At 68.7% G+C, this 25,986-nt stretch carries 28 protein-coding genes; 11 read left to right on the top strand and 17 right to left on the bottom strand.

The annotated features are described in order from the left end of the window. Positions 1-137 precede the first annotated feature (137 nt). The 4 genes from VFF46_RS00445 to VFF46_RS00430 are packed head-to-tail and all read right to left on the bottom strand — an operon-like array spanning position 138 to position 4,499. On the bottom strand, positions 138-1,436 hold the full coding sequence (locus tag VFF46_RS00445) for an alpha-L-fucosidase (protein WP_325034935.1): 1,299 nt from the start codon (positions 1,434-1,436) through the stop codon (positions 138-140). A gap of 42 nt (positions 1,437-1,478) precedes the next feature. Next, the gene (locus VFF46_RS00440) at positions 1,479-2,309 is read right to left on the bottom strand and encodes a carbohydrate ABC transporter permease (protein WP_325034934.1); all 831 of its coding nucleotides are present in this window, start codon (positions 2,307-2,309) and stop codon (positions 1,479-1,481) included. Beyond that, positions 2,299-3,231, bottom strand: coding sequence for a sugar ABC transporter permease (locus VFF46_RS00435; RefSeq protein WP_325034933.1), 933 nt, complete (start codon positions 3,229-3,231; stop codon positions 2,299-2,301). The genes VFF46_RS00440 and VFF46_RS00435 overlap by 11 nt, the downstream gene beginning before the upstream one ends. After that, the gene (locus VFF46_RS00430) at positions 3,231-4,499 is read right to left on the bottom strand and encodes a sugar ABC transporter substrate-binding protein (protein ID WP_325034932.1); all 1,269 of its coding nucleotides are present in this window, start codon (positions 4,497-4,499) and stop codon (positions 3,231-3,233) included. The genes VFF46_RS00435 and VFF46_RS00430 overlap by 1 nt, the downstream gene beginning before the upstream one ends. 180 nt (positions 4,500-4,679) lie before the next feature. On the opposite strand from VFF46_RS00430, the gene VFF46_RS00425 reads away from it, so the two are divergent. Then, complete coding sequence (locus tag VFF46_RS00425; RefSeq protein ID WP_325034931.1) at positions 4,680-5,441, top strand: FadR/GntR family transcriptional regulator; 762 nt, start codon at positions 4,680-4,682, stop codon at positions 5,439-5,441. Here VFF46_RS00425 and VFF46_RS00420 read toward each other — a convergent pair. From VFF46_RS00420 to VFF46_RS00395, 6 genes are read right to left on the bottom strand one after another with little or no spacing between them, the layout of a single operon-like run. Next, the gene (locus tag VFF46_RS00420) at positions 5,347-7,140 is read right to left on the bottom strand and encodes a GH39 family glycosyl hydrolase (protein ID WP_325034930.1); all 1,794 of its coding nucleotides are present in this window, start codon (positions 7,138-7,140) and stop codon (positions 5,347-5,349) included. The genes VFF46_RS00425 and VFF46_RS00420 overlap by 95 nt on opposite strands. An 18-nt stretch (positions 7,141-7,158) precedes the next feature. Further along, entirely contained in the window at positions 7,159-8,715 is a 1,557-nt protein-coding gene (locus VFF46_RS00415) for a glucoamylase family protein (protein WP_325034929.1), read from the bottom strand. Between the two features lie 10 nt (positions 8,716-8,725). Then, positions 8,726-9,538 carry a carbohydrate ABC transporter permease gene (locus VFF46_RS00410; RefSeq protein ID WP_325034928.1) on the bottom strand — a complete coding sequence of 271 codons (813 nt, stop codon included), beginning with the start codon at positions 9,536-9,538 and terminating at the stop codon, positions 8,726-8,728. Further along, positions 9,538-10,479, bottom strand: coding sequence for a sugar ABC transporter permease (locus tag VFF46_RS00405; protein WP_325034927.1), 942 nt, complete (start codon positions 10,477-10,479; stop codon positions 9,538-9,540). The genes VFF46_RS00410 and VFF46_RS00405 overlap by 1 nt, the downstream gene beginning before the upstream one ends. Then, positions 10,479-11,777, bottom strand: coding sequence for a sugar ABC transporter substrate-binding protein (locus VFF46_RS00400; protein WP_325034926.1), 1,299 nt, complete (start codon positions 11,775-11,777; stop codon positions 10,479-10,481). Before VFF46_RS00400 ends, VFF46_RS00405 begins: the two co-directional genes overlap by 1 nt. A 19-nt stretch (positions 11,778-11,796) precedes the next feature. Continuing rightward, positions 11,797-12,816 carry a LacI family DNA-binding transcriptional regulator gene (locus VFF46_RS00395; RefSeq protein ID WP_325034925.1) on the bottom strand — a complete coding sequence of 340 codons (1,020 nt, stop codon included), beginning with the start codon at positions 12,814-12,816 and terminating at the stop codon, positions 11,797-11,799. A gap of 104 nt (positions 12,817-12,920) precedes the next feature. Here VFF46_RS00395 and VFF46_RS00390 point away from each other — a divergent pair, with 104 nt between their 5' ends. Then, a complete protein-coding gene (locus VFF46_RS00390) occupies positions 12,921-13,496 on the top strand; it encodes a histidine phosphatase family protein (protein ID WP_325034924.1) in 576 nt (191 codons plus the stop codon). Between the two features lie 74 nt (positions 13,497-13,570). Here the strand turns inward: VFF46_RS00390 and VFF46_RS00385 are convergent, their stop codons facing one another. Continuing rightward, positions 13,571-14,149: a TetR/AcrR family transcriptional regulator gene (locus VFF46_RS00385; protein ID WP_325034923.1), complete on the bottom strand. Its 579-nt coding sequence runs from the start codon at positions 14,147-14,149 to the stop codon at positions 13,571-13,573. Positions 14,150-14,240: 91 nt separating this feature from the next. Between VFF46_RS00385 and VFF46_RS00380 the strand changes: the two genes are divergently transcribed. Then, entirely contained in the window at positions 14,241-14,648 is a 408-nt protein-coding gene (locus VFF46_RS00380) for a DUF4267 domain-containing protein (protein ID WP_325034922.1), read from the top strand. On the opposite strand, the gene VFF46_RS00375 is transcribed toward VFF46_RS00380, so the two are convergent. Beyond that, a complete protein-coding gene (locus VFF46_RS00375) occupies positions 14,612-15,373 on the bottom strand; it encodes a GNAT family N-acetyltransferase (RefSeq protein ID WP_325034921.1) in 762 nt (253 codons plus the stop codon). The genes VFF46_RS00380 and VFF46_RS00375 overlap by 37 nt on opposite strands. Positions 15,374-15,389: 16 nt before the next feature. Then, entirely contained in the window at positions 15,390-16,418 is a 1,029-nt protein-coding gene (locus tag VFF46_RS00370) for an SDR family oxidoreductase (protein WP_325034920.1), read from the bottom strand. Positions 16,419-16,726: 308 nt separating this feature from the next. Between VFF46_RS00370 and VFF46_RS00365 the strand changes: the two genes are divergently transcribed. Then, on the top strand, positions 16,727-17,011 hold the full coding sequence (locus VFF46_RS00365; RefSeq protein ID WP_325034919.1) for a helix-turn-helix domain-containing protein: 285 nt from the start codon (positions 16,727-16,729) through the stop codon (positions 17,009-17,011). Here VFF46_RS00365 and VFF46_RS00360 read toward each other — a convergent pair. After that, entirely contained in the window at positions 17,008-17,406 is a 399-nt protein-coding gene (locus VFF46_RS00360; protein ID WP_325034918.1) for an NUDIX hydrolase, read from the bottom strand. The two genes, VFF46_RS00365 and VFF46_RS00360, sit on opposite strands and share 4 nt — an antisense overlap. A gap of 100 nt (positions 17,407-17,506) precedes the next feature. Between VFF46_RS00360 and VFF46_RS00355 the strand changes: the two genes are divergently transcribed. The 7 genes from VFF46_RS00355 to VFF46_RS00325 all read left to right on the top strand — a co-directional run bounded on the left by VFF46_RS00355 (position 17,507) and on the right by VFF46_RS00325 (position 23,665). Beyond that, positions 17,507-18,391, top strand: a complete 885-nt coding sequence (locus VFF46_RS00355) for a PHP domain-containing protein (protein ID WP_325034917.1) — start codon at positions 17,507-17,509, stop codon at positions 18,389-18,391. 8 nt (positions 18,392-18,399) lie between these two features. Next, positions 18,400-19,005 (top strand): MarC family protein, encoded by a 606-nt coding sequence (locus VFF46_RS00350; protein ID WP_209696011.1) that lies wholly within the window; start codon positions 18,400-18,402, stop codon positions 19,003-19,005. 2 nt (positions 19,006-19,007) lie between these two features. Continuing rightward, the gene (locus VFF46_RS00345) at positions 19,008-19,889 is read left to right on the top strand and encodes a PD-(D/E)XK nuclease family protein (RefSeq protein WP_325034916.1); all 882 of its coding nucleotides are present in this window, start codon (positions 19,008-19,010) and stop codon (positions 19,887-19,889) included. Between the two features lie 192 nt (positions 19,890-20,081). Next, positions 20,082-20,915, top strand: coding sequence for an alpha/beta hydrolase (locus tag VFF46_RS00340; protein ID WP_325034915.1), 834 nt, complete (start codon positions 20,082-20,084; stop codon positions 20,913-20,915). Positions 20,916-21,105: 190 nt separating this feature from the next. Continuing rightward, positions 21,106-21,903: an ABC transporter permease gene (locus tag VFF46_RS00335; RefSeq protein ID WP_325034914.1), complete on the top strand. Its 798-nt coding sequence runs from the start codon at positions 21,106-21,108 to the stop codon at positions 21,901-21,903. After that, positions 21,896-22,711 (top strand): ABC transporter permease, encoded by an 816-nt coding sequence (locus tag VFF46_RS00330; protein WP_325034913.1) that lies wholly within the window; start codon positions 21,896-21,898, stop codon positions 22,709-22,711. The genes VFF46_RS00335 and VFF46_RS00330 overlap by 8 nt, the downstream gene beginning before the upstream one ends. Before the next feature lie 3 nt (positions 22,712-22,714). Then, complete coding sequence (locus VFF46_RS00325) at positions 22,715-23,665, top strand: ABC transporter ATP-binding protein (protein WP_325034912.1); 951 nt, start codon at positions 22,715-22,717, stop codon at positions 23,663-23,665. Here VFF46_RS00325 and VFF46_RS00320 read toward each other — a convergent pair. The 3 genes from VFF46_RS00320 to VFF46_RS00310 form a co-directional block, all read right to left on the bottom strand. Beyond that, a complete protein-coding gene (locus VFF46_RS00320; protein WP_325034911.1) occupies positions 23,655-24,599 on the bottom strand; it encodes a hypothetical protein in 945 nt (314 codons plus the stop codon). The two genes, VFF46_RS00325 and VFF46_RS00320, sit on opposite strands and share 11 nt — an antisense overlap. A gap of 167 nt (positions 24,600-24,766) precedes the next feature. Further along, the gene (locus VFF46_RS00315; protein WP_325034910.1) at positions 24,767-25,081 is read right to left on the bottom strand and encodes a hypothetical protein; all 315 of its coding nucleotides are present in this window, start codon (positions 25,079-25,081) and stop codon (positions 24,767-24,769) included. Continuing rightward, the gene (locus VFF46_RS00310; protein WP_325034909.1) at positions 25,078-25,875 is read right to left on the bottom strand and encodes a hypothetical protein; all 798 of its coding nucleotides are present in this window, start codon (positions 25,873-25,875) and stop codon (positions 25,078-25,080) included. The genes VFF46_RS00315 and VFF46_RS00310 overlap by 4 nt, the downstream gene beginning before the upstream one ends. Positions 25,876-25,986 lie beyond the last annotated feature (111 nt).

The raw sequence follows: 25,986 nt of genomic DNA, 5'->3' as shown, positions 1-25,986 counted from the left end.
GTCATGGTCCCGAAGAACAACTACCTCGAGGCCCGAGGCGGCGAACAACCCGCCCGCCCCACCCCGGCCTCCTGACCCCACCCCCACCCCCACCAGGCGCGGGCAGGCGGGGCGACTGGTGGGGGTGGGGTGGCAGGTCAGGTGAGGAAGAGCTCGATCACCGGGACCAGGACGTTCGGGCGCTGGATCGGGAGCTTCAGCGTCAGGGTGTCACCCGAGACACCGCCCATCGTGGTGTTCTGGGCCTGTTGGTGCGGGTCGTTGACGATGCGCTTGATCTCGGAGGCGTCGTTCAGGAGCTGGGCGTACTTGATCTTGCCGGCCAGGCCGTGCAGGTGGATGTGGCCCATCGGCCAGGAGAACAGGTGCAGGTACAGGCGGTTGCCCTTCTGGGTGAAGCGGCAGTCGGCGGGAGCGTCGTACCCTTCGGCCGGCCGCGCACCCCGGATCGAGCGCTCGTGCAGCCGCATCCACTCGCCGATCGACGCCAGCGTGGCCAGGGCGCGCGGGTCGAACTCGCCGCGGCCGGTCGGGCCGACGTTCAGCAGCAGGTTGCCGTCCTTCGAGACCGAGTCGACGAGCATCTTCACCAGCGTCTCGGGTGACTTCCAGTCCAGGTTGTCACGGTCGTACCCCCAGCTGCCGTTCAGCGTCTGGCACGCCTCCCACGGAACCGGTACGCCGTCGCGCTGCATCGGCGCGTCCGGCTGGTACTGCTCCGGCGTGACGAAGTCGCCCGGGATGTCCAGCCGGTCGTTGATCAGGATGTCCGGCTGCAGCTCCCGGACCATCGCCATCAGCTCTTCGGACCGCCAGTCGTCCTTGCCCTTGCCGTGGCCGTCGCGCCCGTCCGGGTAGTCGCGGCCCGGGTACGAGAAGTCGAACCACATGATGTCGATCGGCCCGTAGTTCGTCAGCAGTTCCCGGGTCTGCGCGTGCAGGTACTCGGCGTACACCTGGACGTCGCGCCCGGCCGCCTTCGCGATCGCTTCCTCGTCGTCGCGCTGCGGGTGCATCAGGTCGATCGGGAACTCCGGGTGGTGCCAGTCGATCAGCGAGTGGTAGAACCCGACCCCGAGCCCCTCCGCGCGGCAGGCCTCGACGAACGGCCCGACCAGGTCCTTGCCCCAGGCGGTCTTCGCCACGGTGTAGTCGGAGACGGCCGAGTCCCACAGGCAGAAGCCCTCGTGGTGCTTCGTCGTCAGGACGGCGTACTTCATCCCGGCCTCACGCGCCGCCCGGGCCCACTTGCCCGGGTCGTACAGGTCCGGCTCGAAGTGGTCGAAGTACGGCTGGTAGTCCTCGTCGGTGAGCCGCTCGCGGTTCTTCACCCACTCGTGCCGGGCCGGCAGCGCGTACAAGCCCCAGTGGACGAACAGGCCGAACCGCCAGTCGCGGAACTTCTCGACGGAATGCGCAGGAGGCGCGTCGGTCATCAGAACTCCTCAAGGAATGGAAGGGTTGGGGGTAGGGAGGGCTCAGCGGCCGCCCAGGCCGGTGACGAGCAGGCCGCGGACAAGGTGTTTCTGCAACAGGACGACCAGCAGCACGGTCGGGATCATCGCCATCACCGACGCGGCCATCATCAGGTTCCACTGGGTGCCCTGCTGGCCGACGAACTGCGCCAGGCCGAGCGGGACGGTGCCCTTGTCCTCGACGCTGTTCACGATGATCAACGGCCACAGGAAGCTGCCCCAGAAACTGATGAAGGTGAAGACGGTCAGTACGGCGATCGCGGGCCGCGCCAGCGGCAGCATGATCCGCAGGAACGAGCGGAACGGCCCGCACCCGTCCACCCGGGCCGCCTCCTCCAGCTCGGCCGGAACGGTCAGGAAGAACTGCCGGAGCAGGAACGTGCCGAACGCGGTGAACGCCCACGGCAGGATCAGCGCCCAGTAGCTGTCCACCCAGCCGAGCGACTGCATCAGCCAGTACATCGGCACGATCAGAACCTCCTGCGGCACCATCAGCGTACCGAGGAACAGCACGAACAGTTGCTCCCGGCCCCTGAACTTGAGCCGCGCGAACGCGTACGCCGACATGCTCGACGCGCACACCACCACGAGCGTGCCGGTGACCGCGACGAACAGGCTGTTCAGGAAGTACTTCCCGAACGGCGCGAACGTGAACGCGTCGGCGTAGTTCTGCCAGCGGATCTGCGAACCGAACAGGTGCGGCGTCGGGGTGAACACCTCGTCCGCGGGCTTCAGCGACGTGGAGACGGCGTACACCAGGGGGCCGAGGAAGACGATCGCGACCGCGATCAGCAGCACGTGGGAGACCACGTTGCGGAGACGTTCAGACGTCATAGTTCACCCACTTCCGCTGGCCGACGAACTGGATCGCGGTGATGCCCATGATGATCACGAACAGCACCCATCCGGCCGCCGACGCGAGCCCCATGCTGAGGAACTGCCAGCCCTGGTTGTAGACGTACATGACGATCGTCTGGGTGGCGACACCCGGACCGCCCTGGGTCAGGATGAACGGCTGCGCGAAGACCTGGAACGAGGTGATCAGCGTCATCGTGGTGGCGAAGAACAGCGACGGCGTGATCATCGGCCAGGTGACGTACCGGAACCGCTGGAACGGGCCGGCGCCGTCGATCTGCGCGGACTCCAGCTGGGACTGCGGCACCTGGTCGATGGCCGCGGAGAAGACCAGGAAGTTGTACCCGAACCCCTGCCAGATCGACATCGCGACGATCGCCGGCATCGCCCAGTTCGAGGAGCCGAGGAAGTTCGGCGCGTGGATCCCGAACCAGCTGTTCAGGCCCGCGTCGAGCAGCCCGCCGGGCTGGAACAGCAGCCGCCAGACCATCACGTTCGCGACCATCGGGGTCATCACCGGGATGAAGAACAGCACCCGGAACGCCTGCCGGCCCTTGATCTTCGGGCCCAGCCAGGTCGCCAGCCCGAGCGAAACGATCACGTTCAGCGGCACGTACAGCACCACGAACAACGCCGTGTTCAGCACCACCCGGCGGAAGACCGGGTCGCCCAGCAGGTGCGAGTAGTTGCCGAAGCCAAGGAACTTGCGGTCGCCGAACACCGGCCAGTCGAACAGGCTGATCGCGAGCGCCATCGCGGTCGGGAACAGCGTGAACAGTGCCAGCCCGCCCAGGCTCGGGGCGAGGAACACCGAGGCGTACCGCCCGTCCTTGCGGAGCGCGGGGCGGCGCCCCGGCCGAACCTTCTCGGCCGAGGCGACGGACTCGTCGAGCGTCACCATCAGGACCCAGCGCCCGCCTGGTCCTGGATGGTCTTCAGCGCCTGGTCCGGCGGGATCTCACCGTTCAGCGCCTGGGTGCCGAACCGGGTGAGCAGGTCGTTGACCTGGACCCAGTTCTTCGAGGTGATCAGCGGGACCGAGTTCTGCGACGCGTAGTCGATGACCTCCTTGGCCTCCGGGATCTTCGCGGCGGTGAACCAGGCCGGGTGCGCGGCGGTCCGGGCCGGGTACGCGCGGCCCGCGGACGCCAGCGTGGTCAGCGGCTTCTCGCTGGTCATCGACATGATCGCCTGGAACGCGGCGTCCGGCGACTTGCAGGACCGGGAGATCCCGAACCCGGAGCCCGCGGTGAAGGTCTTCGAGCCGTCCGGCCCGGCCGGGATCGGCGCGATCCCGAGGTTGAACTTGACCTTGCCGAGGGTGTCGATCAGCGACCACGGGCCGTTCAGCTGCATCGCGGACTTGCCCGAGGTGAACTGGGTGGTCTCGAAGTCGCTGTTGCCGGACGGCACCTGCGGGGCGATCTTGTCGGTCCGGACGAAGTTCGCGTACGTCGTGAACCCGTCGACGAACTTGGAGTCCGTCAGGTTCAGCTTGCCGTCGGCCAGCGGCTCCGCGCCGGTCAGCGTCCGTACCCAGGAAGCTACGCCGAGATCTCCGGGCGACGTCACCAGGCCGGTCCGGCCCCCGGTCGTGAGCTTCTTCGCGGCGGCCTCGAAGTCGGCCATCGTCCAGCCGGGCTTCGGATCCGGGACGCCGGCGGCCTTGAACTCGTCCTTGTTGTAAAAGATCACCATCGGGCCGGAGTCGTACGGGATCGCGACCTGCTTCCCGTCCGACTTCAGGCCGTCCATGATCGGCTTGTCGAAGTCCTCGGTCTTCAGGCCGTACTTCTTCATCAGGTCGTCGAGCGGCAGCATCGCGTTCGCGTACGACGCCAGCCGCAGCGACTGCATGCCGATGATGCACGGCGCCTTGCCGCTGGCCAGCAGCGTGCCGATCTTGGACCAGTAGTTGTTCCAGTCCGTGCCCTGGAGCTTGACGGTGATGCCGGAGTGATCGGTGTGCGCCTGGTCGGCGACCTTCTGCCAGGCCGCCTGGTCCGCGGTGCCGCCGATCCAGAACTGCCAGGTCAGGTCGGCCTTGTCGGCCGACCCGGATCCGCTGCCGCCGCCGTTCCCGCCACCGCAGGCGGCCACGGCGGTCAGGGCCAGCACCGCGCCGGCCGCGGTCAGCCAGCGGCGTGCCCGCGCTGGTGTTCCTTTCATCCTGACCTCCAAGGAAAGCTGTGAGTCATCCGATCAATATGTTGGATTCTTCGGGAGAGTCAACAGCTCATGGCCTTATTTCAGGAGGAAAATGAAGGAATCAGACTCTAGCGGAATACCTAGACGTCCGATGTATGGTCCGGATACATCGGACGTTTCGAGGCGGTGGGGAGGGATGCCATGGCGGTCACCGACACCGCGATCGAGGCGATCAAGCAGATGATCGTGAGCGGCGAACTGCGGCCCGGCGACCGGCTGCCCCGGGAGAACGACCTGGCGGCCCGGCTCGGCCTGTCCCGGAACTCGCTGCGCGAAGCGGTCAAGGCGCTGGCGCTGATCCGGGTGCTCGAGGTCCGGCAGGGCGACGGCACGTACGTGACCAGCCTGGATCCGGCGCTGCTGATGGAGACGATGGCATTCGTCCTGGACCTGCAGCAGGACGCGTCCGTGCTGGAGTTCTTCGAGGTACGCCGGATCCTCGAGCCGGCCGCGGCCGCCCGGGCCGCGCTGCGGATGCCGGACGCCGAGGTGGCCGCGATGCGGGCGCTGCTCGACGACCTCGGCGAGGACCCGTCGGCGGACGACCAGTTGGCCTGCGACGTGGAGTTCCACCGGCTGATCGCGATCGGCAGCGGCAACCGGACGCTGGCCTCGATCCTCGAGAGCCTGCGGCAGCCGACCTACCGGGCCCGGATCTGGCGCGGGCTGACCCAGACCGGAGCGGTGCACCGCTCGCTGGCGGAGCACCGCTCGATCCTGGACGCGATCGCCGCCCGCGAGCCGGAGGTCGCCCGGGCCTGGGCGACCGTGCACATCGCGGGCGTCGAGCGCTGGCTCAACGAGATGGTCAGCCCCGAGCCGGACGAAGCTCCAGCAGCACTGCGGACGGCATCGGCAGTGTCACGTCGACCGCTGAACCGTTCCATTCGGCGGGGGCCGTGACCAGCTGGGTGCGGTCGGCCAGGTCGGCCAGCTCCGCGTCGGAAGGCCAGTCGGGCAGCCGCGCGGCCGCGGTGGCGACGTCGGCGGTGCCGATCGCGAGCGTGGTGGTGCTGAGCTGCCAGGACGGGTCCGCGCCGGGCAGCTGGACCCGGACCGCTCTGGTCAGGGCGGGGTCGCCGTCGGCCTTGGTCTGATCGAGGGTCAGGTTCCACAGCAGTACGGCGATCCGGTCGCGGTCGCGGGACGCCCACGCCTCGACGAGGCTGCCGCCACCGTCACCGTCGTACGTGACCGGCAGCTCGACGGGGCCGAGGCGGCTGAGCAGCGTCAGCGCGTGGTACCGGGGCTTGCGCAGGCCGCCGACGGTCTGCAGGCCGAACCCGCCGTGCAGGAACCGCGGCGGCCGGCCGAGCTCCTCGAAGTGGTCGGAGGCCACCCAGTACGAGAGCGCGTCGATCCGCCCGGCCGCGGACCGCATGCCGCGGAGCAGGAACACCCCGGCGAACACCGAGTCGTTGATCGGGTTGAAGTGCGTCGGCGTCACGCCCCACTCGGTCCACAGCACCCGCGCGTCGCCGAACCCCTGCCGCTCCAGCGACGCGCGGACGTCGAGCGGCGGGCTGCCGTACGTGTGCGTGGACACGAAGTCGACCGGCGTACCGTACCGTTTGGCATGGTCGAGCAGGTCGTCCACCCACCCGGCCGCGGCCGAGGACGGGCCGCCGACCTGCAGGCGCGGGTCGACGGACTTCACGGCGGCCGCGGACACGTCGTACAGGTGCAGGTACTCGGCCTTGGTCCCGGACCAGAACACCTCCAGGTTCGCCTCGTTCCAGACCTCGAAGTCCCAGGTCAGGACCTCGTCGAGGCCGTACCGGTCGACCAGGTGCTGGACGAGTGCCCGGACCAGGTCGTGCCAGCGGTCGTACGAGGCCGGCGGCGAGATGATCGCGCCGTACGCGAAGACCGTCTTCGCCGGGTCGCTCGCCAGCTCGCGCGGCATGAAACCGAGCTCGACCACCGGCCGCAAGCCGATCCCGAGCAGCTTGTCGTAGATCTTGTCGACGACCTCGAAGTTGTACGACGAGCCGTCGATTACGTGGGTGTCGTCGTGGAAGATCGCGTGTGCGCGCACGGTCCGGACGCCGAGCTCGTCGTGCATCCGGCGTAGCGCGTCCTCCAGCTCGCCGCCGATCTCGTGACCGCCCGTGGTGTCCTTGCAGAGCAGCTGGCTGAGGCGTTCGCTGCCGATCATCGGCGCCCACGGGCGAGCCAGCTCGGTGCCCTCGGCAACCACGTCGACGGTAACCTGGGCGGTCGGTGCGATGCTGCCGGCAACCAACGGTACGGCGCCGACGGTGTGGCTCGGGCGCCCGTGCGTGGTCACCTCGGGCACGCTCGCCACGGCGTAGCGGTACGGCGTACCCGGGGTGCACGTGGTGTCGACGTACGGCGGCGACGGCACCGAGAGGACGTCGCCGCTGTGGTGATCGACCGGTTCCAGCGGACCGTGCGCGCCAGCTCCGCGGAGGATCAGGTAGCCGGCCGCACCGTCCACCGGCGACCAGTCGATCGTCACGTGGCCGACACCGCCGACCGCCGAGACCTCCTTCGGCGGATCGAGGTCCGGGAAGGCGAACCCGCGCTCCTCGTCGGAGCGGAGTGCGATCCGCTGGTCGCAGTCGGACCGTGCGTCCAAGGGGGCGTCTTCCTGCATCTACCGAACTCCCGATTCGAACTGTTCCATCGCGATCAGCGGCCGGATCCGCTGCTCGACCGTCCGGCTCGCGAAGTTCCGCCGGATCAGGTCGTTGCCGAACACGTTGCCGATGGCACCCATCACCATCGCCTGGTCGAGCGCCAGGTACCGCTTCGCGATCAGCCCGGACTTCGTCGCCACCGAGTCGTAGAACCCGCCGGCGCCGTACGCGTGCAGCGTGTTCTCGATCTTGCCGAGGTTGTCGATCGCCTGCGCCGGTGCGTACGCCATCGCGAGGAACGCCGCGTGCGGTGTGACCACGCCGTCGCCGTACGTCGGGTTCGGGTTGGTGCCCGCGCGGCAACCCTCGAAACCCGCGTCGTAGTTGGTGCCCTCGAGGTCGGACGGGTACCCGGTCGGGTCCATCCCGATCGCCTCGACGCCGTAGACGGAGTACCCGCCCTTCGGGTTCGACGCGGGGGAGAAGCCCCAGTAGCCGTACTTCGCGTCGTCGAGCCCGTGCTCGATCTGCGCGCGGACCGTCAGCGGGTGGTTGATGCCCCAGCTCCGCGGCGCCCAGGTCGCCTCCGGCACGAACAGGTCCGGCATCAGCGACTCGAACATGTCGCCGCCCCAGGACGGGACCAGCCGGATCCCGCGGTACTCGTAGGTGCCTTCGAAGACGTCCAGGCCGAGGTACGTCCGGTGTACGCCCTTCGGCTTCTGCTCCACCCACGACCAGTCGCAGGTGTCGGGGAACGTCCGGTACGTCGCGAAGTACTGCGTGTGCGGGACCTGGTTGAGCGCGAACCCGACGTACCCGGCGACCCGGGCCTCGGTGTTGCAGGTGTCGTAGTGGAACTTGCGGTAGTACACGTCCGGGCCGACGCCGGCGTGGTTGCCCTTGTCGGTCGCCTCGTCCGGCGGCGGGGTCTCGAAGAAGCCGCCGCGCATCAGGCCGCCGGGACGGGCCGCGGGGTTGTAGTAGTACTTGAAGTTCATCCGGTTCAGTAGCAGGTCCGCGAGGGCGCGGGCGCGCGGCTCGGCGTTCCGTACCACCATCAGCGCGCAGGCGAACCACGCGTTGTCGACGCTCGACACGAACGGCGTGATCGGCCGGGTCCCGTCCGGGTCGACGTACCGCACCTCGCCGGTCGCTTCGTCGTACCAGTTGAAGTACATCCCGCTCGGCACGTGGTGGACGGCGTTCTTCATCGTCGTCAGGGTCTGCGTGATCCGCCGCAACGACTCCTGCGGCGAGATGATCCCGAGATGCTTCGCGACCACCGTGCTCCACAGATAACCACCGATGTTGGTGGGGGAGGTGTAGTTGCTCCGCACCGGGCTCGACACGGACTCCCCGATGTTGTCGGCGGGCAACCCGGTGCGCTCGTCCGTCATCGCAACCAGACTGCGCCAGGTATCCCGGGCCCACCGCCCGACCAGAGCCCTGTCGGACGGGCTGGGAGTCCAGCTCGGTTGGGTTGTTCCTCCGAATGCGGGTGATCCGGCCCCCGCAAGTGCCAATGCTCCCGTTGAAGCGAGCAAGGTACGACGACTGATGGAGGCGGTCATCTGAGGTCTCCTATTTCAGTCCGGTAATGGCGATGCCCTTGGTCACATGCCGCTGGAACGCCAGGAAGATGACGAGCACCGGTACGACGACCACGACCGCGCCGGCCATCAGCAGGCCGTAGTTCTGCGCGTTCTGTCCGGTCGAGTACAGCGCCAGGGCGACGGGCAGGGTGTACTTGTCCTCGGTCTGGGCGATCACCAGCGGCCAGAGGAAGTTGTTCCAGGAGCCGAGGAACGTCAGGATGCCGAGCGTGGCCAGCGCCGGGCGGGTGAGCGGCAGCATGATCCGGGCGAAGATCCCGAGCTCGCCGGTCCCGTCCACGCGACCGGCGTCCATCAGGTCGTCCGGCAGCCCGAGGAAGAACTGCCGCATCAGGAACACGCCGAACGGCGAGACCAGGAACGGCAGGATCAGGCCCGGGTACGAGTTCGCCAGGCCGGCGTTCGTGACCAGCACGAACAGCGGTACGAACGTGACCATGCCCGGGACCATCAACGTGGCCATGACCAGCACGAACAGCGCGTTCCGGCCCTTGAAGCGGAGCTTGGCCAGCGCGTAGCCGATCATCGAGCAGAAGGTCAGGTTGCCGGCCGTCACGGCCAGCGCGACCACCGTCGAGTTGAGGAAGTAGCGCGGGAAGTTCGCCTTGCTGAACAGGTCGCTGTAGTTCTGGTTGGTCGGCTGCTCCGGCCACCAGGTCGGTGGGACGCGGAGCAGCTCGCCCTGGGTCTTGAAGCTCCCGAGCACCATCCACAGGAACGGCGCAGCGACAGCAATCAGGCCGAGTACTCCGATCAGGTAGATCCACCAGGTACGGCGCATCACTTCTCCCTCAGCAGCCGGAACTGGATGAACGTGACCACCGCGATGACGACGAACAGGATGTACGCCATCGACGTCGCGAGGCCGTAGTTGCCGAAGCCGAACTGGTTGTACGTGTACATCGATACCGAGAGCGTGCTGTCCAGCGGGCCGCCCTGCGTCATCACCAGCGGTTCCTCGAAGAACTGCAGGTAACCGATGCCGGTGGTCACGCTGGTGAACAGGATCGTTGGCCGGAGCAACGGTACGATCAGGTGCCGGAACCGCTGCCAGGAGCTCGCTCCGTCGATCTGACCGGCCTCCTCGACCGACTCCGGGATGCCCTGCAGGCCGGCCAGGAAGATGATCATCGCGGACCCGAAGTTCCGCCAGACGGCCATCGCGATCAGCGACGGCATCGCCCAGGTCTTGGACGCCAGCCAGTTCGGCCCTTCGATGCCGACCCAGCCGAGCACCATGTTCACCAGACCGTTGTCCGGCGAGAGCACGAACCGCCAGATCACCGCGATCGCGACGATCGACGTCACCACCGGTAGGTAGTAGCCGACCTTGAAGAGAGCCTGGAACCGCTTGACGCCCCGATCCAGCAACACCGCCGCGCCCAACGCCACGATCAACGTCAACGGCACACCCAGCACCACGAAGTACGCCGTGTTGAACGCCGCCTTACGAAACGTCTCGTCCTGCAGCGCCTTCAGGTAGTTGTCGAACCCGACCCCGTCCACCGAAAACGGCGTCCGCAAGTCCCGCTGCCGAATATCCGTGAACGACATCCCCAACGACCCGAGCACCGGCCCAGCCGTAAACCCCAAGAACAACACCACGAACGGCAGCGCAAGCGTCCAGGCCGCAACAGCTTCACGGCTGATCTTCCGGCGCGGACGCCCGGGCGGCGCGGGCCGCCGAACCGCCCGGGTCTCCGACTCGGTGACGACCGTCATCAGCTACCGCCGGGGCCGATCTGGGTGGCTTTGGTTTGGATGGCTTTGGCGGTGTCGGCGGGGGACTGGCCGGACTTGGCCATCTTCTCGACCTCGGTGTCGAACGCCTTCGCGACCTGCTCCCAGTTCACGATCGCCGGCGGCGCCTTCGCGTCCTCGAGCTGCTTGCCGAACACCGGCAGCAGCGGATCCGACGCGATGCTCGGGTCCTGCCACGCGCTCTTCACCGCCGGCAGGTCCGACGACAGCTTGAACCAGCTCGCCTGCGTCTTCGGATCGGACAGGAACTTGACCAGCTTCCACGCGCTGTCCTTGTTCTTCGACGACTTGAACACCACGAAGTCCGACCCACCGACGAACGACGTGGCGGTCTTGTTCTTCGGGATCTGGAACACCCCGATGTTCGGCTTGATCGCCGCACCCCCGACCTTCGCCACCGACCCCGCCATCCACGGACCCGAGATGAACATCGGCACCTGCCCGTTCACGAACTGCGCCTCGGTCTGGTTCGGCGGCAGGTCGGTACCGGCCAGCTTCTCGGTGAAGAAGCTCTGGTAGTACTTCAGCCCCTCCTGCATCTGCGGAGTGTCGAACGTGAACTGCTTCTGGTCGCCGTTCGTGATGTTCGCCCCGGCCGACCACGCGAACGGCATCACGGTCTGCCAGGACCCGTCGCCACCCGGCTGCAGGTTGATCCCGTACTTCGCGCCGGCCTTCTCCTTCATCGCCTTCGCCATCGCCTTCAGCCCGTCCCAGTCGGTCGGGGGCGTACTGACGCCGGCCTTCGCGGCGAGGTCCTTGCGGTAGTACACCAGCCGCGTCTCGACGTACCACGGCACTCCGTACTGCGTACCGCCGACCTTCGTGGTGTCCAGTGCGCCCTCGTAGAAGCCGGAATTGTCGAACCCCTGCGGTGTCGGGTCGAGCGCGCCGAGGTCGGCGAACTCGCCCATCCAGGTGGTGCCGACCATCGCCGCGTCCGGTGGGGTGCCGGCCGCGATCGCGGTGGTGAACTTGTCGTGGGCGGCGTCCCACGGGATCGGTGTCACGGTCACGTTGACGCCCGGGTTCGCCTGCTTGAACTGGTCGATCAGCTTGGGCAGGTTCTCGCCCTCGGTGCCCATCGCCCAGACGGTCAGGTTGCCGGTCGCCGGTCCTTGGCTGACTTTCGTGGTCGGCTGCGAACCAGAGCCGGAGCCGGCGTCGTTCGAGCGGCCACAACCGCCGAGCGCGAGCGCCGCCGCGGTGAGCGCAGCACTGCCGATCACCAGCCGGCGGCGGATGCTGTGGGTGAACATTCGTTGTCTCCTCACTCGGTTACTGCTTCTGTTCATCCCCCGGGTGCGTGCCACAGCTGTCCCGCAGCACCAGTTGTGTTGCCAGTACGTCGTTCCGCGCCCGGGTACGCATCCCGGTCACACGCTCGTGCAGCCGCTCCGCCGCCGTCCGCCCCAACTCGGCCATCGGCTGCCGCACGGTCGTCAACCCCGGCGACACGTACCGCGCCGCCATCACGTCATCCCACCCGGTCACGACGATCTCGCCGGGCACCCTCGCTCCGAACACCACAAGGGCGGCCAGCGCCAGTTCGTCGTTCGCACACACCAGCCCGTCGGGCCGGTTGGTTGCCTTCAGCACCTTCTCGGCGACGGTCCGTCCGGCTTCCTCGGTCAGCGGTACGCGTACCGGCTTCGGCACGTGCAACCCACGCAGCTCGTGGGCTTTGGCGAAACCGGCGTACCGCTCGGACACGTCGTACGAACTGGCGGGGTCGCCGACGAAATGCAGGTTGGTGCGGCCGTGGTCGAGCAACCGGGTGGTGAGTTGCTCGGCGCTGGCGGCGCTCTCGCTGCGGACCGAGTCGCACCCGGTCGCGGGCGGATGGGCGATCAGCACCACCGGTACGCCGGCCTTCCGCAACCCCTGCACCGTCGGCAGGTCCAGAGCGTTGCCGTGGACAACGATCCCGTCGACCCGCCCGGCCAGGTCCATCACGCTGCGCCGTGGATCCGGGTTCCCGTGCGTCACTGTGATGACGACGCTCTGCCCGTGCTCACCGGCCCAACGCTCGTACCCCATCAGCAGGTCCCCATAGAACGGACCGGCAAGATCCGGCAGCACCAGCCCGTGCGCCTCGTGCCGCTGTACGGCGAGACTCCGGGCGGCCCGCAGCGGTACGTAGTTCAGCTCCTGCGCCGCCTGGTCGACCCGCGCCCGCGCCTTCGCCGACACCGGTCCGGTCCCTTGCAGGACACGCGAAACCGTCGCGATCGACAGCTTCGCGCGGGCCGCGACGTCGTAGATCGTCGCCGGCCGGCCACCGGGTCCGGAAGGCACCGCGATCACCCCTCAGCAAAAGTGGAAGCGCTTACAGTTCGAGTACCCTGCCCTGGATCGTTCCAACGGTCAAGACCTCGGCACCGGTCTGAGAAGATGCAAGCGTGACCACAGAGGAGCGAGTGGACCGGGTCTTCCTGGTCCGGCACGGGGAAACCGAGTGGAGCAGGTCCGGGCGGCACACGTCCGTCACCGACCTCCCGCTGACGCCCGAGGGCGAGCGCGTCGCCGCGAGTCTGAAGGAACGGCTGGCGGGGGAGTCCTTCGACCTGGTGCTGACCTCACCGCGGCAGCGCGCCCGCCGTACGGCCGAGCTCGCCGGCTTCCCGGATGCGGAGGTCGACGACGACCTGGTCGAGTGGGACTACGGCGACTACGAGGGCATCACCACCGCCGACATCCGCAAAACCGCCCCCGGCTGGACGATCTGGGACAGCCCCGTCCCGAACGGCGAGACCGCCGCCCAGATCACCGCCCGCCTGGACCGCGTCAACGCCCGCCTGGCCGCGGTCCCCGGCGACGTCCTGGTCTTCGGCCACTCCCACGCGCTCCGCTCGCTGACCGCCCGCTGGCTCGACCTCCCGGTCGCCGAGGGCCGGCACTTCGTCCTCGACACCGCCACCCTCTCCACCCTCGGCTGGGAACGCGACGCCCCCGCCATCCTCCACTGGAACAGCTGACCCTTTCCGGAACATTTCTTGCACTATCCGGCAGAAATGTTCCGGAAAGACCGCACCGTTCAACTCGCCGGAACTTATTCGTCAGCTGGTGCCGGATATGTTCCGGAAAGGCGGGAGACGAGGGCGTCGGCGCGGGCTTGGGTGTGGGTCGGGCGGAGGCGGCTGGTTCGGTTGAGGGTGGCTTGGCCGTGGAGGGCGCTCCACAGGACCTCGGCGAGCGTTTCCGGATCGTCGCCCGCGACGGGATCGACCGCCGCGATGAACTGGTCGAACGCGGACCGCAGCGCGGCGGGGCTGTCCGGCGTACCGAAGGACAGCGCGGTCGGGCGGACGAACATCGCCTCGTAGACGGCCGGGTGGGCGGCGGCGTAGTCGAGGTATGCGTGGGCCAGTGCGCGCAGGCCGCCGGTCTCGCGGGCGTCGCGGAGTACGGCGGTCAGTTCCTCGATGCCCTGGAGCGCGACGGCGTCGGCGATCGCGTTCATGTTCTTGAAGTGGCCGTAGAGCACGGGCTGGCTGTAGTCGACGGCCTCGGCCAGGCGGCGGGTGGTGACGGCGTCCCAGCCGTCGGACTCGGCGAGCTCGCGGGCGGTGCGCAGGATCAGCTCACGGCGCTCCTCGCGGGCCCGTTCGCGGCGTGACTGAGTCGGCATACTCCGAAGACTAGCACCGCTAGACAATCTAGCGACGACAGGGTTAGCATCGCTAGGAAAGTTAGCGCTGCTAGATCAGAGGAGTACTTCGATGCGTCGCTTCACCACCGTCCTGACCGTCCTGCTGGGCGTCTTCCCGCTCACGTTCGGCACCCAGTTCCTGGTCGCCGGGCACACCGCCGCCCCGAGTTTCGGCATCGCCGAATGGCCGACCGGCATCGCCGCCGGGTACTTCGCGGTGAAAGGCATCCGCGACATCGTCCTCGGCCTGAACCTGCTCACGCTGTTCGCGCTCCGTCAGCGCCGCGCGACCGGCATCCTGATGGCGATCTCCGCGCTGATCCCGATCACCGACATGATCACGGTCTTCACCCACGGCGGCCCGGCCGCCACCGCGCTCGGCGTCCACGGACTGACCGCTCTGGTGATGCTGTTCGACGCGTTCCTGCTGATCCGCGAACGTCAGCCGGCCGAGGTGCTCGAGCCGGTCCACTCGTAGAGCTCGATCGTGCAGTACTCGCGGAACCCGAGCGCCTCGTACACCGACCGCCCGGCCGCGGACGATCCCAGTACGGCGTACTCCGCGTCGACCGACCGGAGTACGCCGTACGTGAGCGCCGCCCCGATCCCGCGCCGGCGCGCGGCCGGGACCGTCATCACGAAGTACAGCCCGGCGACGCCCGCGCCGAGGAACACCGTCGCGGTCCCCACCGGCATGCCGTCGAGCCAACCGACGTAGTGCCGCCACGGATCGCCGTACCCGAGCGTCCGGTACGTCGACGCGACCCACCGCGCCTCCCGCTCGCCCTCGCCGAACCCCTGCCCGAGCGTCGCCTCCCAGACGGCCAGCGCGTCGTCGTCCTCGACCCGCGTGATCGCCAGCCCCGGTACGTCGCGGGGCGCGATCAGCTCCGGCACCCGGACCGCCATCCCGGGCTCCGATCCGGCCGCGGAGAAGCCCCCGTCGGTCAGCGCCGTACGGTCGATCTGGAGCGACGGACCGGCGTGCCATGTCCCCGGTACGTCGTGTTTTCGCAGCTCCGCAAGGGATTCCGCGATCACGCCGGTGTCGGTCGCGCGGACGACGGCGTTGTGGTAATCGATGGGCGATCCACCGATCGTCCAGGTCGCGCGCTCGTCCACGCGCTGCGAACCGCCGCCCGCGGCACCCATGGCCATCAGCAACTCGGCCGCGTTGTCCTCGATCGCCCGTACGACGTCCATCGCCACAGTCTGGCGGTCAGGCGAAGTGTGCGCGAGCCCATTCCGCGAAGGTCCGCGCCGGGCGGCCGAGGACGCGCTCGACATCGTCCGTGACCGTCTCCTCGCCGCCCGACCGGATCAGCTCGGCACCGCGGAGCGCGACCGTCACCACGGCCTCGTCCAGCCCGGCCGCGCGCAACTGCTCCGCGTACACCTCCAGCGGTACGTCGACCACGCTCAACGGCGATCCGACAACGTCAGAAAGTACGGCGACCTGATCCGGGACGCTCAACAGTTCAGGGCCGGTCAACGTGTAGGTCTGATCGGAGTGGTCCGACAGCAGTACCTCCGCGGCGACCGCGGCGACGTCGCGTGGATCCACGAACGCGTGCCTCCCCAGGCCGGTCTGGTTGGGGATCGGCTGCCCGGCCTGGATCGCGGGCAGCCAGCGGAGGGAGTTCGACGCGAATCCGGCCGGGCGCAGGATCGTCCAGGCCAGGCCGCTCTCCCGGAGCGCGCGTTCGCCGGCCGCGTGCCAGTTCCCCGGCATCTCCTCGTCGGTACTGCCGATCGCCGACAACTTCACGATCTTCCGTACGCCACCGTCGACCGCCGCCTCGATCAGCGCCCGGTCGTGCGCCGGGACCCACGGGCCGGGCGCGGTCAGCAGGAACACGGTGTCCACGCCGTCGATTGCCTTCCGCAACGAATCGGGATCGTCGAAATCGCCTTGTACCAAAGGCCCCTGCGGTTTGCGGGTCATCCCACGCACGGGCGCTCCGCGAGCCTCCAACTGCCGGACGAGTTCGCTGCCGATGGTGCCTGTCGCACCGGTAACCAGAATCATGCCGCCAGCCTGCCCACCGGCCGCCGTCCGCGGATAGGAACTTTCGGAATACGCTCGAGGTGTGCACCCGTGGATCGAGACCGTCACGCTGGCCCCGGCGACCACGCCGATCACCGTCCTCCCGCCCGACCCGGCGACCACGGTGGTCTGGCGGATGACGCCCGCCGGCGACAGCGACGTACTGGTAGCAGGCCCGCGGACCACGGCGGCGTACCACAAGACCAAGGACCTCCCGGTCTGCGTACGCCTCCGCATCCGGCCCGGCCACGTGATCCCCCTCCTCGGGACCGCACCCGACCAGTTGGTCGACCAAGTCGTCCCGCTCCAGGACCTGTGCGGGGGCTCGGCGACCGACCTCGCCGAGCGTCTGGTCACGTACCGCGACCAACTCGAGCGCGCGGCCGAGGTGCTCGGCGCCTTACCTGGTCGCCCACCTCCCGACGCACCTGCCGACCCAGTTGAACCTCGTCGGCGACGCGGTCACCGCACTCTCGGCCCCACCCGACACACCGGACACGGGAGGCGGGGTGCGCGTGGAGACTGCGCGGCGGGTGGGGCAGACCGCCGATCAGCTCGGGGTGAGCGAGCGGTATCTGCGGCGCGTGTTCCGGCAAGCGGTCGGGGTCTCGCCGAAGCATTTCGCGCGGATCGCCCGCGTACGGAGGGTGATCGGCACCCGCCGCTCGTGGGCCGACACGGCGGCGTACGCCGGGTACACCGACCAGTCGCACCTGATCGCCGACTTCCGCGCCCTCATGCACGTCACCCCGAAGGCCTACGCAACCGGCAACGTCCCCTTGAGTACTTGCTAACCAGGCAGCGCGTTCCACTGCTCCAACGTGGAGACCAGCAGGCTCGCCGTCGGTAACGACGTGAACTCCGATCGTGTGACGAACCGCGCATCCGACGCGTCGTCCCCGGCCGTGAGGGTCCCCGCGACGGCCGTCGCCTCATAGTCGCGGATCACGTACAGCTGACCGCGCGGACCCGGCCGCTCGACCTCGCCGACCAGGTCACCGACCACCACGGTCAGCCCGGTCTCCTCCGCGACCTCCCGCGCCACCGCGGCCGGATCGTCCTCGCCCGGTTCGACGCGGCCGCCGGGGATCGACCACAGCCCCCGGCCCGGCTCGTTCGCACGACGTACGACGAGGAGCCGGTGCTGCTCGTCGTACACCAGGGCACCCACACAGTCGACGCGCTCCATGCACCCCGAGGATATCTGTGTACAAGTCCCGGGGCACCAGGGTGATCGCGGATAGCATCAGCGGTGACAACCGACCCCGGCGAAGGGACAAGGCCAGCTCGTGCGCATCGACCTGCACACCCACTCGAACCGTTCGGACGGCACCGACCCGGTGGACGTCCTGATCAGGCATGCGCAGGAGGCCGGGCTGGATGTGATCGCGCTCACCGACCACGACACCGCGGCCGGCTGGGCCGAGGGCCGGCGCGCCGCCGAGGAGCTCGGGATCGGGTTCGTGCCGGGGCTGGAGATCTCCTGCAAGCTGGACGGGATCAGCGTGCACCTGCTCGCCTACCTGCCGGACCCGGCGTACGCCCCGCTGGCCGCGGACCTGCAGGTCGTGCGCGAGGGCCGGACCGACCGGATCCCGACGATCGTCGCCCGGCTGAACGGCATCGGCGTACCGCTGACCGTCGAGGAGGTGCTCGCCCAGGCGACCGGTACGCCGTCGGTCGGCCGCCCGCACGTCGCCGACGCCCTGGTCGCGAACGGCACGGTGGTGAACCGCACGGAGGCCTTCGACAAGTACCTGGCCGACGGCCGCGCCGGTCACGTCCCGCACTACGCGCTCGAGCCCGGGCGCGCGATCGACCTGGTCCGCGAGGCCGGCGGCGTGCCGGTGATCGCGCACCCGTGGGGCCGGTCGAGCTACAAGGTGATGACCGAGGACACCCTCGGCCGCCTGGTCCAGGACCACGGGCTGGCCGGGATCGAGGTCGACCACCAGGATCACTCGCCGGAGTCCCGGGAGGCGCTGCGCGCGATCGCCCGCAACCTCGGCATCGTCTACACCGGCTCCAGCGACCACCACGGCCTGGGCAAGATCGACCACGACCTGGGTGTGAACTCCACCGCCCCGGAGCAGCTCGAGCGGTTGCTCGAGGTCGCCAAGGCGAACGCCGCCGCCTCCGCCGACGCCGCGGTACCCGAGGCCTACCTCCCGTGAACAGCGTCATGAACGTCGGGCTGTTCACGTCGGTCTTCGTCACGCTGTTCGTGATCATGGACCCGCCGGGCACGGTCCCGTTGTTCATCTCGCTGACCGCGGGTCAGTCCCGCGCGGTGCGGAAGAAGGCCGCCTGGCAGGCGGTGCTGGTCGCGTTCGGCGTGATCGTGGTGTTCGCCGCGTTCGGGCAGCAGATCCTGAAACACCTCGGCATCACGCTCCCCGCGCTGCAGTGCGCGGGCGGTCTGCTGCTCCTGCTGATCGCGCTGCAGCTGCTGACCGACACCGCCGAGGACCCGGTGCAGACCAAGAACGTGAACATCGCATTCGTCCCGCTCGGTACGCCGCTGCTGGCCGGCCCGGGGGCGATCGTGGCGACGATGGTGTTCGTGCAGCGCGCCAACGGTTCGCTGCCGGACGTGGTCGCGATCTCGGCCGGGATCGTCGCGATCCACCTGGTGATGTGGCTGACGCTGCGGTTCTCCGGCGTGATCATGCGGATCCTCGGGGAGAACGGCGTACTGCTGATCACCCGGATCGCGGGTCTGCTGCTGAGCGCGATCGCGGTGCAGCTGGTCGCCGGGGCGGTCCGAGACTTCATCAAGGCGGGTTGAGCGTGCTTCCTGGAATGCCGACCCGGTTGTTCGTCGCGACGCCGACGAAGCTGCTGACGTTCGCCGACTGCAAACGGAAGTACCGGTACACCTACCTCGAGACCCCGCGCCCACCGAAGGGTCCGCCGTGGGCGCACAACACGGTCGGCGCGATCGTCCACGAAGTACTCGCGGACTTCTTCGGCCGCTGGCCCGCGGAGCGCCGGACGCCGGACGAGGTGGTCGCGAAGATGCGGTCGAGCTGGCGCAGCGAAGGGTTCCGCGACGAGCAGCAGTCGCTGGACTGGCGCGACCGCTCGACCGAGATGGTGCTCGCCTACCTGCGGGACTCCGATCCGTACTACGAACCACGCGGCGTGGAGCGGACCGTCGCCTTCACTACCGAGCGGGCCTCCCTGCGCGGCCGGGTGGACCGGATCGACGAACGCCCGGCGCGCGACGGCAGCGGTGGTACCGAGCTCGCGATCGTCGACTACAAGACCGGCCGCCGCCCGCTGACCTCGACGGACGCGCGGTCCTCGCTGGCGATGGCCCTGTACGTGCTCGGCGCCCGGCGGGTGCTGCACAAGCCGTGCACGCGGGTCGAGCTGCACCACCTCCCGACCAACACGGTCGCCGCGGCGGACCACGACGAGGCCTCCCTCGGCCGGCACCAGAAGCGCGCCGAGTCGATGGCCGACGACGCGGCCGCCGCCGAGGCCCGCTGGGCCGAGGGCCTCACCCCGGCCGAGGCCGACGAGGCGTTCCCACCGGAGCCGTCACCGCTCTGCGGCTGGTGCGACTTCGCCAAGATCTGCCCCCAAGGCCGCCGGGAGGCTCCCACCCGCGACCCCTGGGCAGGCCTCGACGAGGGCGAGCAGATTCCGGCCGCCGAGGCGGGCTGAACGGCAGCTCGACAGTACGTATACCCCCACTGCTGATCTGCGGGCGGTTGCGCGCGCGTGACGGTCAGGCCGATCGACGGACACCTCCTGTCGAGCCGCTGTGGCTGCACCCGTGGGGCGCGTGCCAGCGGCGTGTGCGTGGCGTGCCAGCGGGGTGGAGCAACCTGAGGGTGGATGAAAGGGGCTCGCCTGATGGGTGCGAAGACTGTGAACAAGCTGGCGGTGCAGGGGGCGTCGCTGCACTACGAGATCGCCGGGTCCGGGCCGGTGCTGTTGCTGATCGCCGGGGACGCCGCGGACGCGGGCGTGTACTCCGGGATCGTTGGGCAGCTCGCGGCGGAGTACACGGTCGTCACGTACGACCCGCGCGGCAACTCGCGCAGCCGGTACGACGGAGACGCGACCGACGAGTCCGTCGTACAGTCGGCCGCCGATGCGCTCGCTGTGCTCGACGCGGTCGCCGGCGACGAACCGGCGGACGTCTTCGGCAGCGGGTCGGGCGCGATCACCGGGCTCGAACTGATCACCCGCCACCCCGACCGGGTCCGGATGCTGGTCGCGCACGAGCCGCCGTGCACCGAGGTACTCGCGGACGCCGCCGACGCGCGCGCGTTCTTCGAGGAGGTCCGCAGCACGTACCACGAGGACGGGCTGACCGCGGCCGACGTGGTGTACATGATGGGCACCGGCATGGACGGCGACGCGATGCCGCCGATGGTTGACCTGCTGCCGGAGTACCGCGAGCTCGCGGAGCGGATGCAGGCGAACGCGGCCAACTTCTACGAGCACAAGCTGTTGCCGTACACGCGCTACGTCCCGGACCTGGACGCGCTCCGCCGGGTCGCCGACCGCGTCGTACCGGCGGCCGGGATGGAGTCGTACGCGCGGCTGACGGGCCGGCCGATCGACGTGATCGCGGACCATCTCGGCTGGCCGGTGGTGATGTTCCCGGGCGGCCACGGCGGCTACTCCAGCCACCCGGCGCCGTTCGCGACGCACCTGTCGCAGTTGCTGAAGGCCTTGTAGGTCCTCCGGTTATTTGTTTGACGGGCCCGCGCGGTACGGCGTAGCGTCCCTCTCCTGCCTTGACAATCGGCGTGGATCAACCACGCCTTCACAGTGGTGTCCGAACCCCCGGGTCGTTCTCGAACCGGGGCGGTTCTGCGTGCCGCTGTGCTCTCGGACACCACCTTTGCGGGTTCGAGAGGAGGTAGTGGTGGGTGTCTACTGGGCGATCGCCGTACGGTCCTTCCGGCGGTTCTCGACGTACCGGATCGCCACCGTGTCGGGCGTTTTCACCAACTCGGTCTTCGGGTTCATCCTCTGCGGGGTGTACCTGACGCTGTGGCACGAACGGCCCGGGCTCGGCGGGTACGACGTACCGGACGCGCTGACGTTCGTCTGGCTGCAGCAGGGCATGCTCGCGCCGGTCGGGATCTTCGGCGCGACCACGACGAACGAGCTCGGGGAACGGGTCCGCAGCGGCGAGATCGCGGTCGACCTGTACCGGCCGACGCAGCTGCTGCTGTGGTGGCTGTCGGTCGACTTCGGCCGGGCGGCGTTCCAGCTGCTTGCACGCGGCGGGGTGCCGATGGTGGTCGGGGCGCTGGTCTTCGACCTCAAGTTCCCTTCCAGCGTGTGGCTCTGGCCGGTGGTCGTGCTCGGGCTGGTGCTCGGGATCATGGTCAGCTTCATGATCCGGTACCTGGTCGCACTGTCCGGGTTCTGGATCACCGACTCGCGCGGGATGGAGCAGCTCGCGCTCGTGCTGTCGCTGTTCTTCGCCGGCACGATCCTGCCGCTGGTCGCGTTCCCGGGCTGGATCGGCGTGGTCGCGCGGGCGACACCGTGGGCCGCGACCATGCAGGTGCCGATCGACATCTGGCTCGGCCGGAACCCAGGCGGCACCGGCCAGGCGCTGATGTTCCAGCTCGGCTGGCTGCTCGCGCTGCTGGTGACCGCGCAACTCGTCACCACGCTGGCGACCCGGAAGGTGGTGATCCAGGGTGGTTGAGCGCGTGCTCCGGGCGCCTTCGCAGTACTGGCTGCTGATCGTGATGTGGATCCGGTCCGTGCTGGCCTACCCGGCGTCGTTCGTGCTGATGCTGGTCGGCTCGACGCTGGTCAACCTGACCGACTTCGTCGCGGTACTGATGATGTTCAGCCACATCACCGCGCTGGGCGGGTTCTCGTTCGGCGAGATGGCGTTGCTCTACGCAACGTCCTCGCTCGCGCTCGGGTTCGCGGACCTGCTCACCGGCTCGATCGAACGGGTCGGCGAACGGATCCGGACCGGGGCCTTCGACGCGTACCTGATCCGCCCGGTGCCGGCCTTCCTGCAGGCGGCGGCGGACGGGTTCGCGCTCCGCCGGCTCGGCCGCCCGCTGCAGGCCGGTACCGTGCTGGTGATTGCCTTCAGCAAGGTCCACATCGACTGGACGGTTGCCCGCGGCATCATGTTCGTGGTGTCGGTGATCACCGGGTCGATCATCTTCGGCGCGCTGTTCGTGCTCGGCGCCGCGTTCCAGTTCGTCTCGATCGACTCCGCCGAGCTGGCGAACTCGGCGACCTACGGCGGGCAGGCGCTCACCCAGTTCCCGCTGACGATCTTCGGCAAGGAGATCGTCCGGGCCGTCACGTTCGTCGTACCACTTGCCTTCGTCAACTACTACCCGGTGCTGTACCTGCTGGGTAAACCGGCCCCGCTGGGGTTGCCGTCCTGGATCGGTCTGCTGTCACCACTGGTGGCCGCGGCGATGGTCGGGCTGGCGGCGCTCGGGTGGCGGGCCGGCCTTCGTCGCTATCGGAGTACAGGGAGCTGAGCTGTGTCAGTCATCGAGTTGCGGGACGTGTCCCGGACGTTCACGGTCTCGTCGCGGACCGGACTCCGGCGTACCCGGCGGGAGGTCCGCGCCGTCGACGGGCTCTCGTTCACGGTCGAACCGGGCGAGGTGGTCGGGTACATCGGCCCGAACGGCGCCGGGAAATCCACCACGATCAAGATGCTCACCGGCATCCTGGTGCCGTCCGGCGGCACGATCCGGGTGGCCGGCGTCGACCCGTCCCGGCACCGGCTGAAGCTGGCTCGTCGGATCGGCGTCGTCTTCGGTCAGCGAACCACTCTGTGGTGGGACCTGCCGCTCAAGGACTCGTTCGCGGTGCTGCAGAAGATGTACGACGTACCGATCGCGCGGCACCGGGAGAACCTGGCGACGTTCGTCGAACTGCTCGACCTCGGCGACCTGCTCGACGTCCCGGTCCGCCAGCTGTCCCTCGGGCAGCGGATGCGCGGCGACATCGCGGCCGCGCTGCTGCACGACCCCGAGATCGTCTACTTGGACGAACCAACGATCGGCCTGGACGTGATCAGCAAGGCCCGGCTCCGCGAGTTCCTCGCCGAGGTGAACGCGGAACGCCGTACGACGATCATCCTCACCACCCACGACCTGGACGACATTGAAGCGCTCTGCACCCGGGTGATGGTGATCGACCACGGCCACCAGATCTTCGACGGCACCCTCACCGGCCTCAAGTCCACCCAGTCCGCCCCGCGCACCCTGGTCGTCGACCTCGCCACCTCACTCCCCGCGATCGAAGTCCCCGGCGCCACCGTCATCAAGGTCGACGGCCCCCGCCAGTACCTGACCTTCCCTCCCACCACCAGCGCAGCCCCGTTACTCGCCGAGATCGCCGCCAACTACCCCCTCGTAGACCTCTCCGTCTCCGAACCCACCATCGAGTCCGTCATAACCCAGCTCTACACCGTCAGCGGCTGAGACCGTTCGGCCGCGTCGATCTGGCCGGTCGGACGGCGGCGGCGGTCGCAGCGTTGGTCTGTTGGGCGGCCGGTGCTTTCGGTGCGATCCGGAGCTGGTCGTGCAGCACGCGGTTGAAGCCCTCCTGGCCGCGGACCATCCCGTCCAGATCGATTGCCTGCGGCAACACCGGGGCGGCGTCGAACACCCGGGTATGGGCCGCGGCCAGGAACGTCCGCATGATCGCGTCGCTGCCGCGCTGGTACTCCGGCCCCTGGACCAGGAAGTACGCCGCGTCGGTGAACGTCTGCCGGTGCTCCGGGTTCTTCGGGTCGGCGTCCGCCTCCTCGAGCTCGGCCAGCGCCTCGAACGACGCTCGCCGCAGTACCTCGCGGTCCTCCGGGCCTGAGGTCTGCGTCCGTACCTCGTCCGGGAGTCCGTCCGGGAAGAACCTCTGCGTCACCTCGTCGTTTCGCGCGGGCACGAAGTGCAGGATGTTGCCGTTGACCGTCCGACCGTCGCGCAACGTCACGACGTTCTGCAACTCGTGCTGCCCGTCCAGCCGCTCGAGCGCGACCTGCTCCAACTCCGTGAGCAACTTGTACGCCGGCGACCCCGGCTCCCGCTGCCCGATGGCCGGGCTCAGCCGGTAATACATCGCGTGCTCGATCGGCGCCCGTACGTCGTCCGCACTCGCCCCCGGCCGTACCCATTTCCCCTCGAGAGCCAGCTGGTACCGCCACTCGGCCACATGCCGGTACGCCGCCTCGAACCCCGCCACCCGCTCCGCCCGCGACCCGGCCCGACCCAACTCCGCGTCCAGCACCCCCAAGGCGGCATTGGCCTCCACCGCCTGCACCGCGGCAAACCCCCGCAACTGATCCGAAACCGCCGGATCGACCGAAGTCATCACCACTGCCGGCGTAGGAAAGCTCCGCCCCGAAATCCGCACCATGCTTGCACCCTACAAACCCACCGGCCCACGCTACCCAAGATCCGCCGCCACCGACGCGAACACCACCTCAGGATCCAACCCCTCAACATCCTCCCGCCACCGCCGCACCGAATCCCCGAACTCCCCCTCCCCCACCACACCAACCCCGGCCGTCGGCATCGTGCGTGCTACTCGTTGGATCCGGCGGCCATGGAGAGTACGTCGGCTGGTGCTAGGGGGCTCGGGTCGGCGCGCCACATCGCGAGGGCGTCCGGGTGGTCGGTGTCGTTCAGGGTGCCGAGCCCCTGGGAGATCCACCGGCGTGCCTCGGCTGTGCCGATCGGCTCGTAGGTGAAGATGCGGGTCATGTAGAAGTCGTTGCGAAGGGCATTGTTGTCGTGGAACTTCCCGGTATTCGCGACATACGCGTACATCGTCTCGTGCGCCAACGCCGCCACCCAGACCGGCGCGTCCTCCTCGTCCTTCACCAGGTAGAGCTTCATCGCGCGATCCCGCCGTTCTTGTGGAGTGTTGTGGAGTGTGTGGATGTCCGCGGTGAGGCTGTCGTTGCCTGGTCCGCGGTCGCTGCCCGGGAGTCACTGTAATTGTTCACCGCCACGCGTTTGCCGCCCAAGCGTGTCATCCCGTCGATGTCCCGAGGCTGCACGAGACCGGCGGAGGCCTCGACGCACTGCAACCGAGCCATGGCGCGCTCCTCGGCCGATGCGGTCGCGCTGCGTTCGATCTGGTACCACCGTGTGGTCAGCTCTTTGACTTCCGCAGAGGCAACTGAGTGGATCTGGACCTCGACGCGTAGTGCACCCGGCACCAGTAGGTTCGTGTGAACGCCCTTGTAGCGGGAGCCTGCAGTGTACGAATGCATCGCGTACCGGACCTTCCAGCCTTGGTCGGTCAGCGCGTCGGCGGTCCGACGCGCGGCGGCGACCAGTTCGTCGGGCGACTCGGCGAGCACTGTGTAGCGCAAGACGTCGTCGACCGGGAAGCGATTCTTCATCTTCTCCCAATCCACGAGCTTGCGGGCGAGGGATTCCGGGGACTTCACGCGGCGGGCGAGTTGGTACGGCGTGGTGCCGGGGGGCAGGGAATCGAGGAACTGGCCCGTGACGGTCGGCTCCACAGCGGTTGCCTGGTCGAGGAGCTGCAGGCTTCGTTGGGTGGCTCTCGCGCCGTGCAACCGGGTGATTTCCGCGGTCGAGAGTGGGGCGTCGCCCCAGTCGACCGGGTGCGTGGCTGCGAAGGCTTGGTGGAGGGCGGCGGGGTCGGGTGTGGGCGGCATCTGGTTCTCCCTGGACTCATGTCCTTTCGACCGTAGGGAGTTCGGGAGGGGCTGTGGGGTGGGTTTTGGGATCTGTGGATAACTCGGGTGGGTTACGGAATGGGTGGGGGT

This window comes from Kribbella sp. (assembly GCF_035655035.1).
Lineage (GTDB): Bacteria > Actinomycetota > Actinomycetes > Propionibacteriales > Kribbellaceae > Kribbella.
The sequence above is the reverse complement of the archived record's forward strand: the minus strand, read 5'-3'. Positions and strand labels throughout refer to the sequence as shown.

What these genes read in the sequence shown, in the direction of transcription:
- VFF46_RS00445 (WP_325034935.1), bottom strand. Translation starts at nt 1,436, where the DNA reads ATGACCGACGCGCCTCCTGCGCATTCCGTCGAGAAGTTCCGCGACTGG.
- VFF46_RS00440 (WP_325034934.1), bottom strand. Translation starts at nt 2,309, where the DNA reads ATGACGTCTGAACGTCTCCGCAACGTGGTCTCCCACGTGCTGCTGATC.
- VFF46_RS00435 (WP_325034933.1), bottom strand. Translation starts at nt 3,231, where the DNA reads ATGGTGACGCTCGACGAGTCCGTCGCCTCGGCCGAGAAGGTTCGGCCG.
- VFF46_RS00430 (WP_325034932.1), bottom strand. Translation starts at nt 4,499, where the DNA reads ATGAAAGGAACACCAGCGCGGGCACGCCGCTGGCTGACCGCGGCCGGC.
- VFF46_RS00425 (WP_325034931.1), top strand. Translation starts at nt 4,680, where the DNA reads ATGGCGGTCACCGACACCGCGATCGAGGCGATCAAGCAGATGATCGTG.
- VFF46_RS00415 (WP_325034929.1), bottom strand. Translation starts at nt 8,715, where the DNA reads ATGACCGCCTCCATCAGTCGTCGTACCTTGCTCGCTTCAACGGGAGCA.
- VFF46_RS00410 (WP_325034928.1), bottom strand. Translation starts at nt 9,538, where the DNA reads ATGCGCCGTACCTGGTGGATCTACCTGATCGGAGTACTCGGCCTGATT.
- VFF46_RS00405 (WP_325034927.1), bottom strand. Translation starts at nt 10,479, where the DNA reads ATGACGGTCGTCACCGAGTCGGAGACCCGGGCGGTTCGGCGGCCCGCG.
- VFF46_RS00400 (WP_325034926.1), bottom strand. Translation starts at nt 11,777, where the DNA reads ATGTTCACCCACAGCATCCGCCGCCGGCTGGTGATCGGCAGTGCTGCG.
- VFF46_RS00385 (WP_325034923.1), bottom strand. Translation starts at nt 14,149, where the DNA reads ATGCCGACTCAGTCACGCCGCGAACGGGCCCGCGAGGAGCGCCGTGAG.
- VFF46_RS00380 (WP_325034922.1), top strand. Translation starts at nt 14,241, where the DNA reads ATGCGTCGCTTCACCACCGTCCTGACCGTCCTGCTGGGCGTCTTCCCG.
- VFF46_RS00375 (WP_325034921.1), bottom strand. Translation starts at nt 15,373, where the DNA reads ATGGACGTCGTACGGGCGATCGAGGACAACGCGGCCGAGTTGCTGATG.
- VFF46_RS00360 (WP_325034918.1), bottom strand. Translation starts at nt 17,406, where the DNA reads ATGGAGCGCGTCGACTGTGTGGGTGCCCTGGTGTACGACGAGCAGCAC.
- VFF46_RS00350 (WP_209696011.1), top strand. Translation starts at nt 18,400, where the DNA reads ATGAACGTCGGGCTGTTCACGTCGGTCTTCGTCACGCTGTTCGTGATC.
- VFF46_RS00340 (WP_325034915.1), top strand. Translation starts at nt 20,082, where the DNA reads ATGGGTGCGAAGACTGTGAACAAGCTGGCGGTGCAGGGGGCGTCGCTG.
- VFF46_RS00320 (WP_325034911.1), bottom strand. Translation starts at nt 24,599, where the DNA reads ATGGTGCGGATTTCGGGGCGGAGCTTTCCTACGCCGGCAGTGGTGATG.
- VFF46_RS00315 (WP_325034910.1), bottom strand. Translation starts at nt 25,081, where the DNA reads ATGAAGCTCTACCTGGTGAAGGACGAGGAGGACGCGCCGGTCTGGGTG.
- VFF46_RS00310 (WP_325034909.1), bottom strand. Translation starts at nt 25,875, where the DNA reads ATGCCGCCCACACCCGACCCCGCCGCCCTCCACCAAGCCTTCGCAGCC.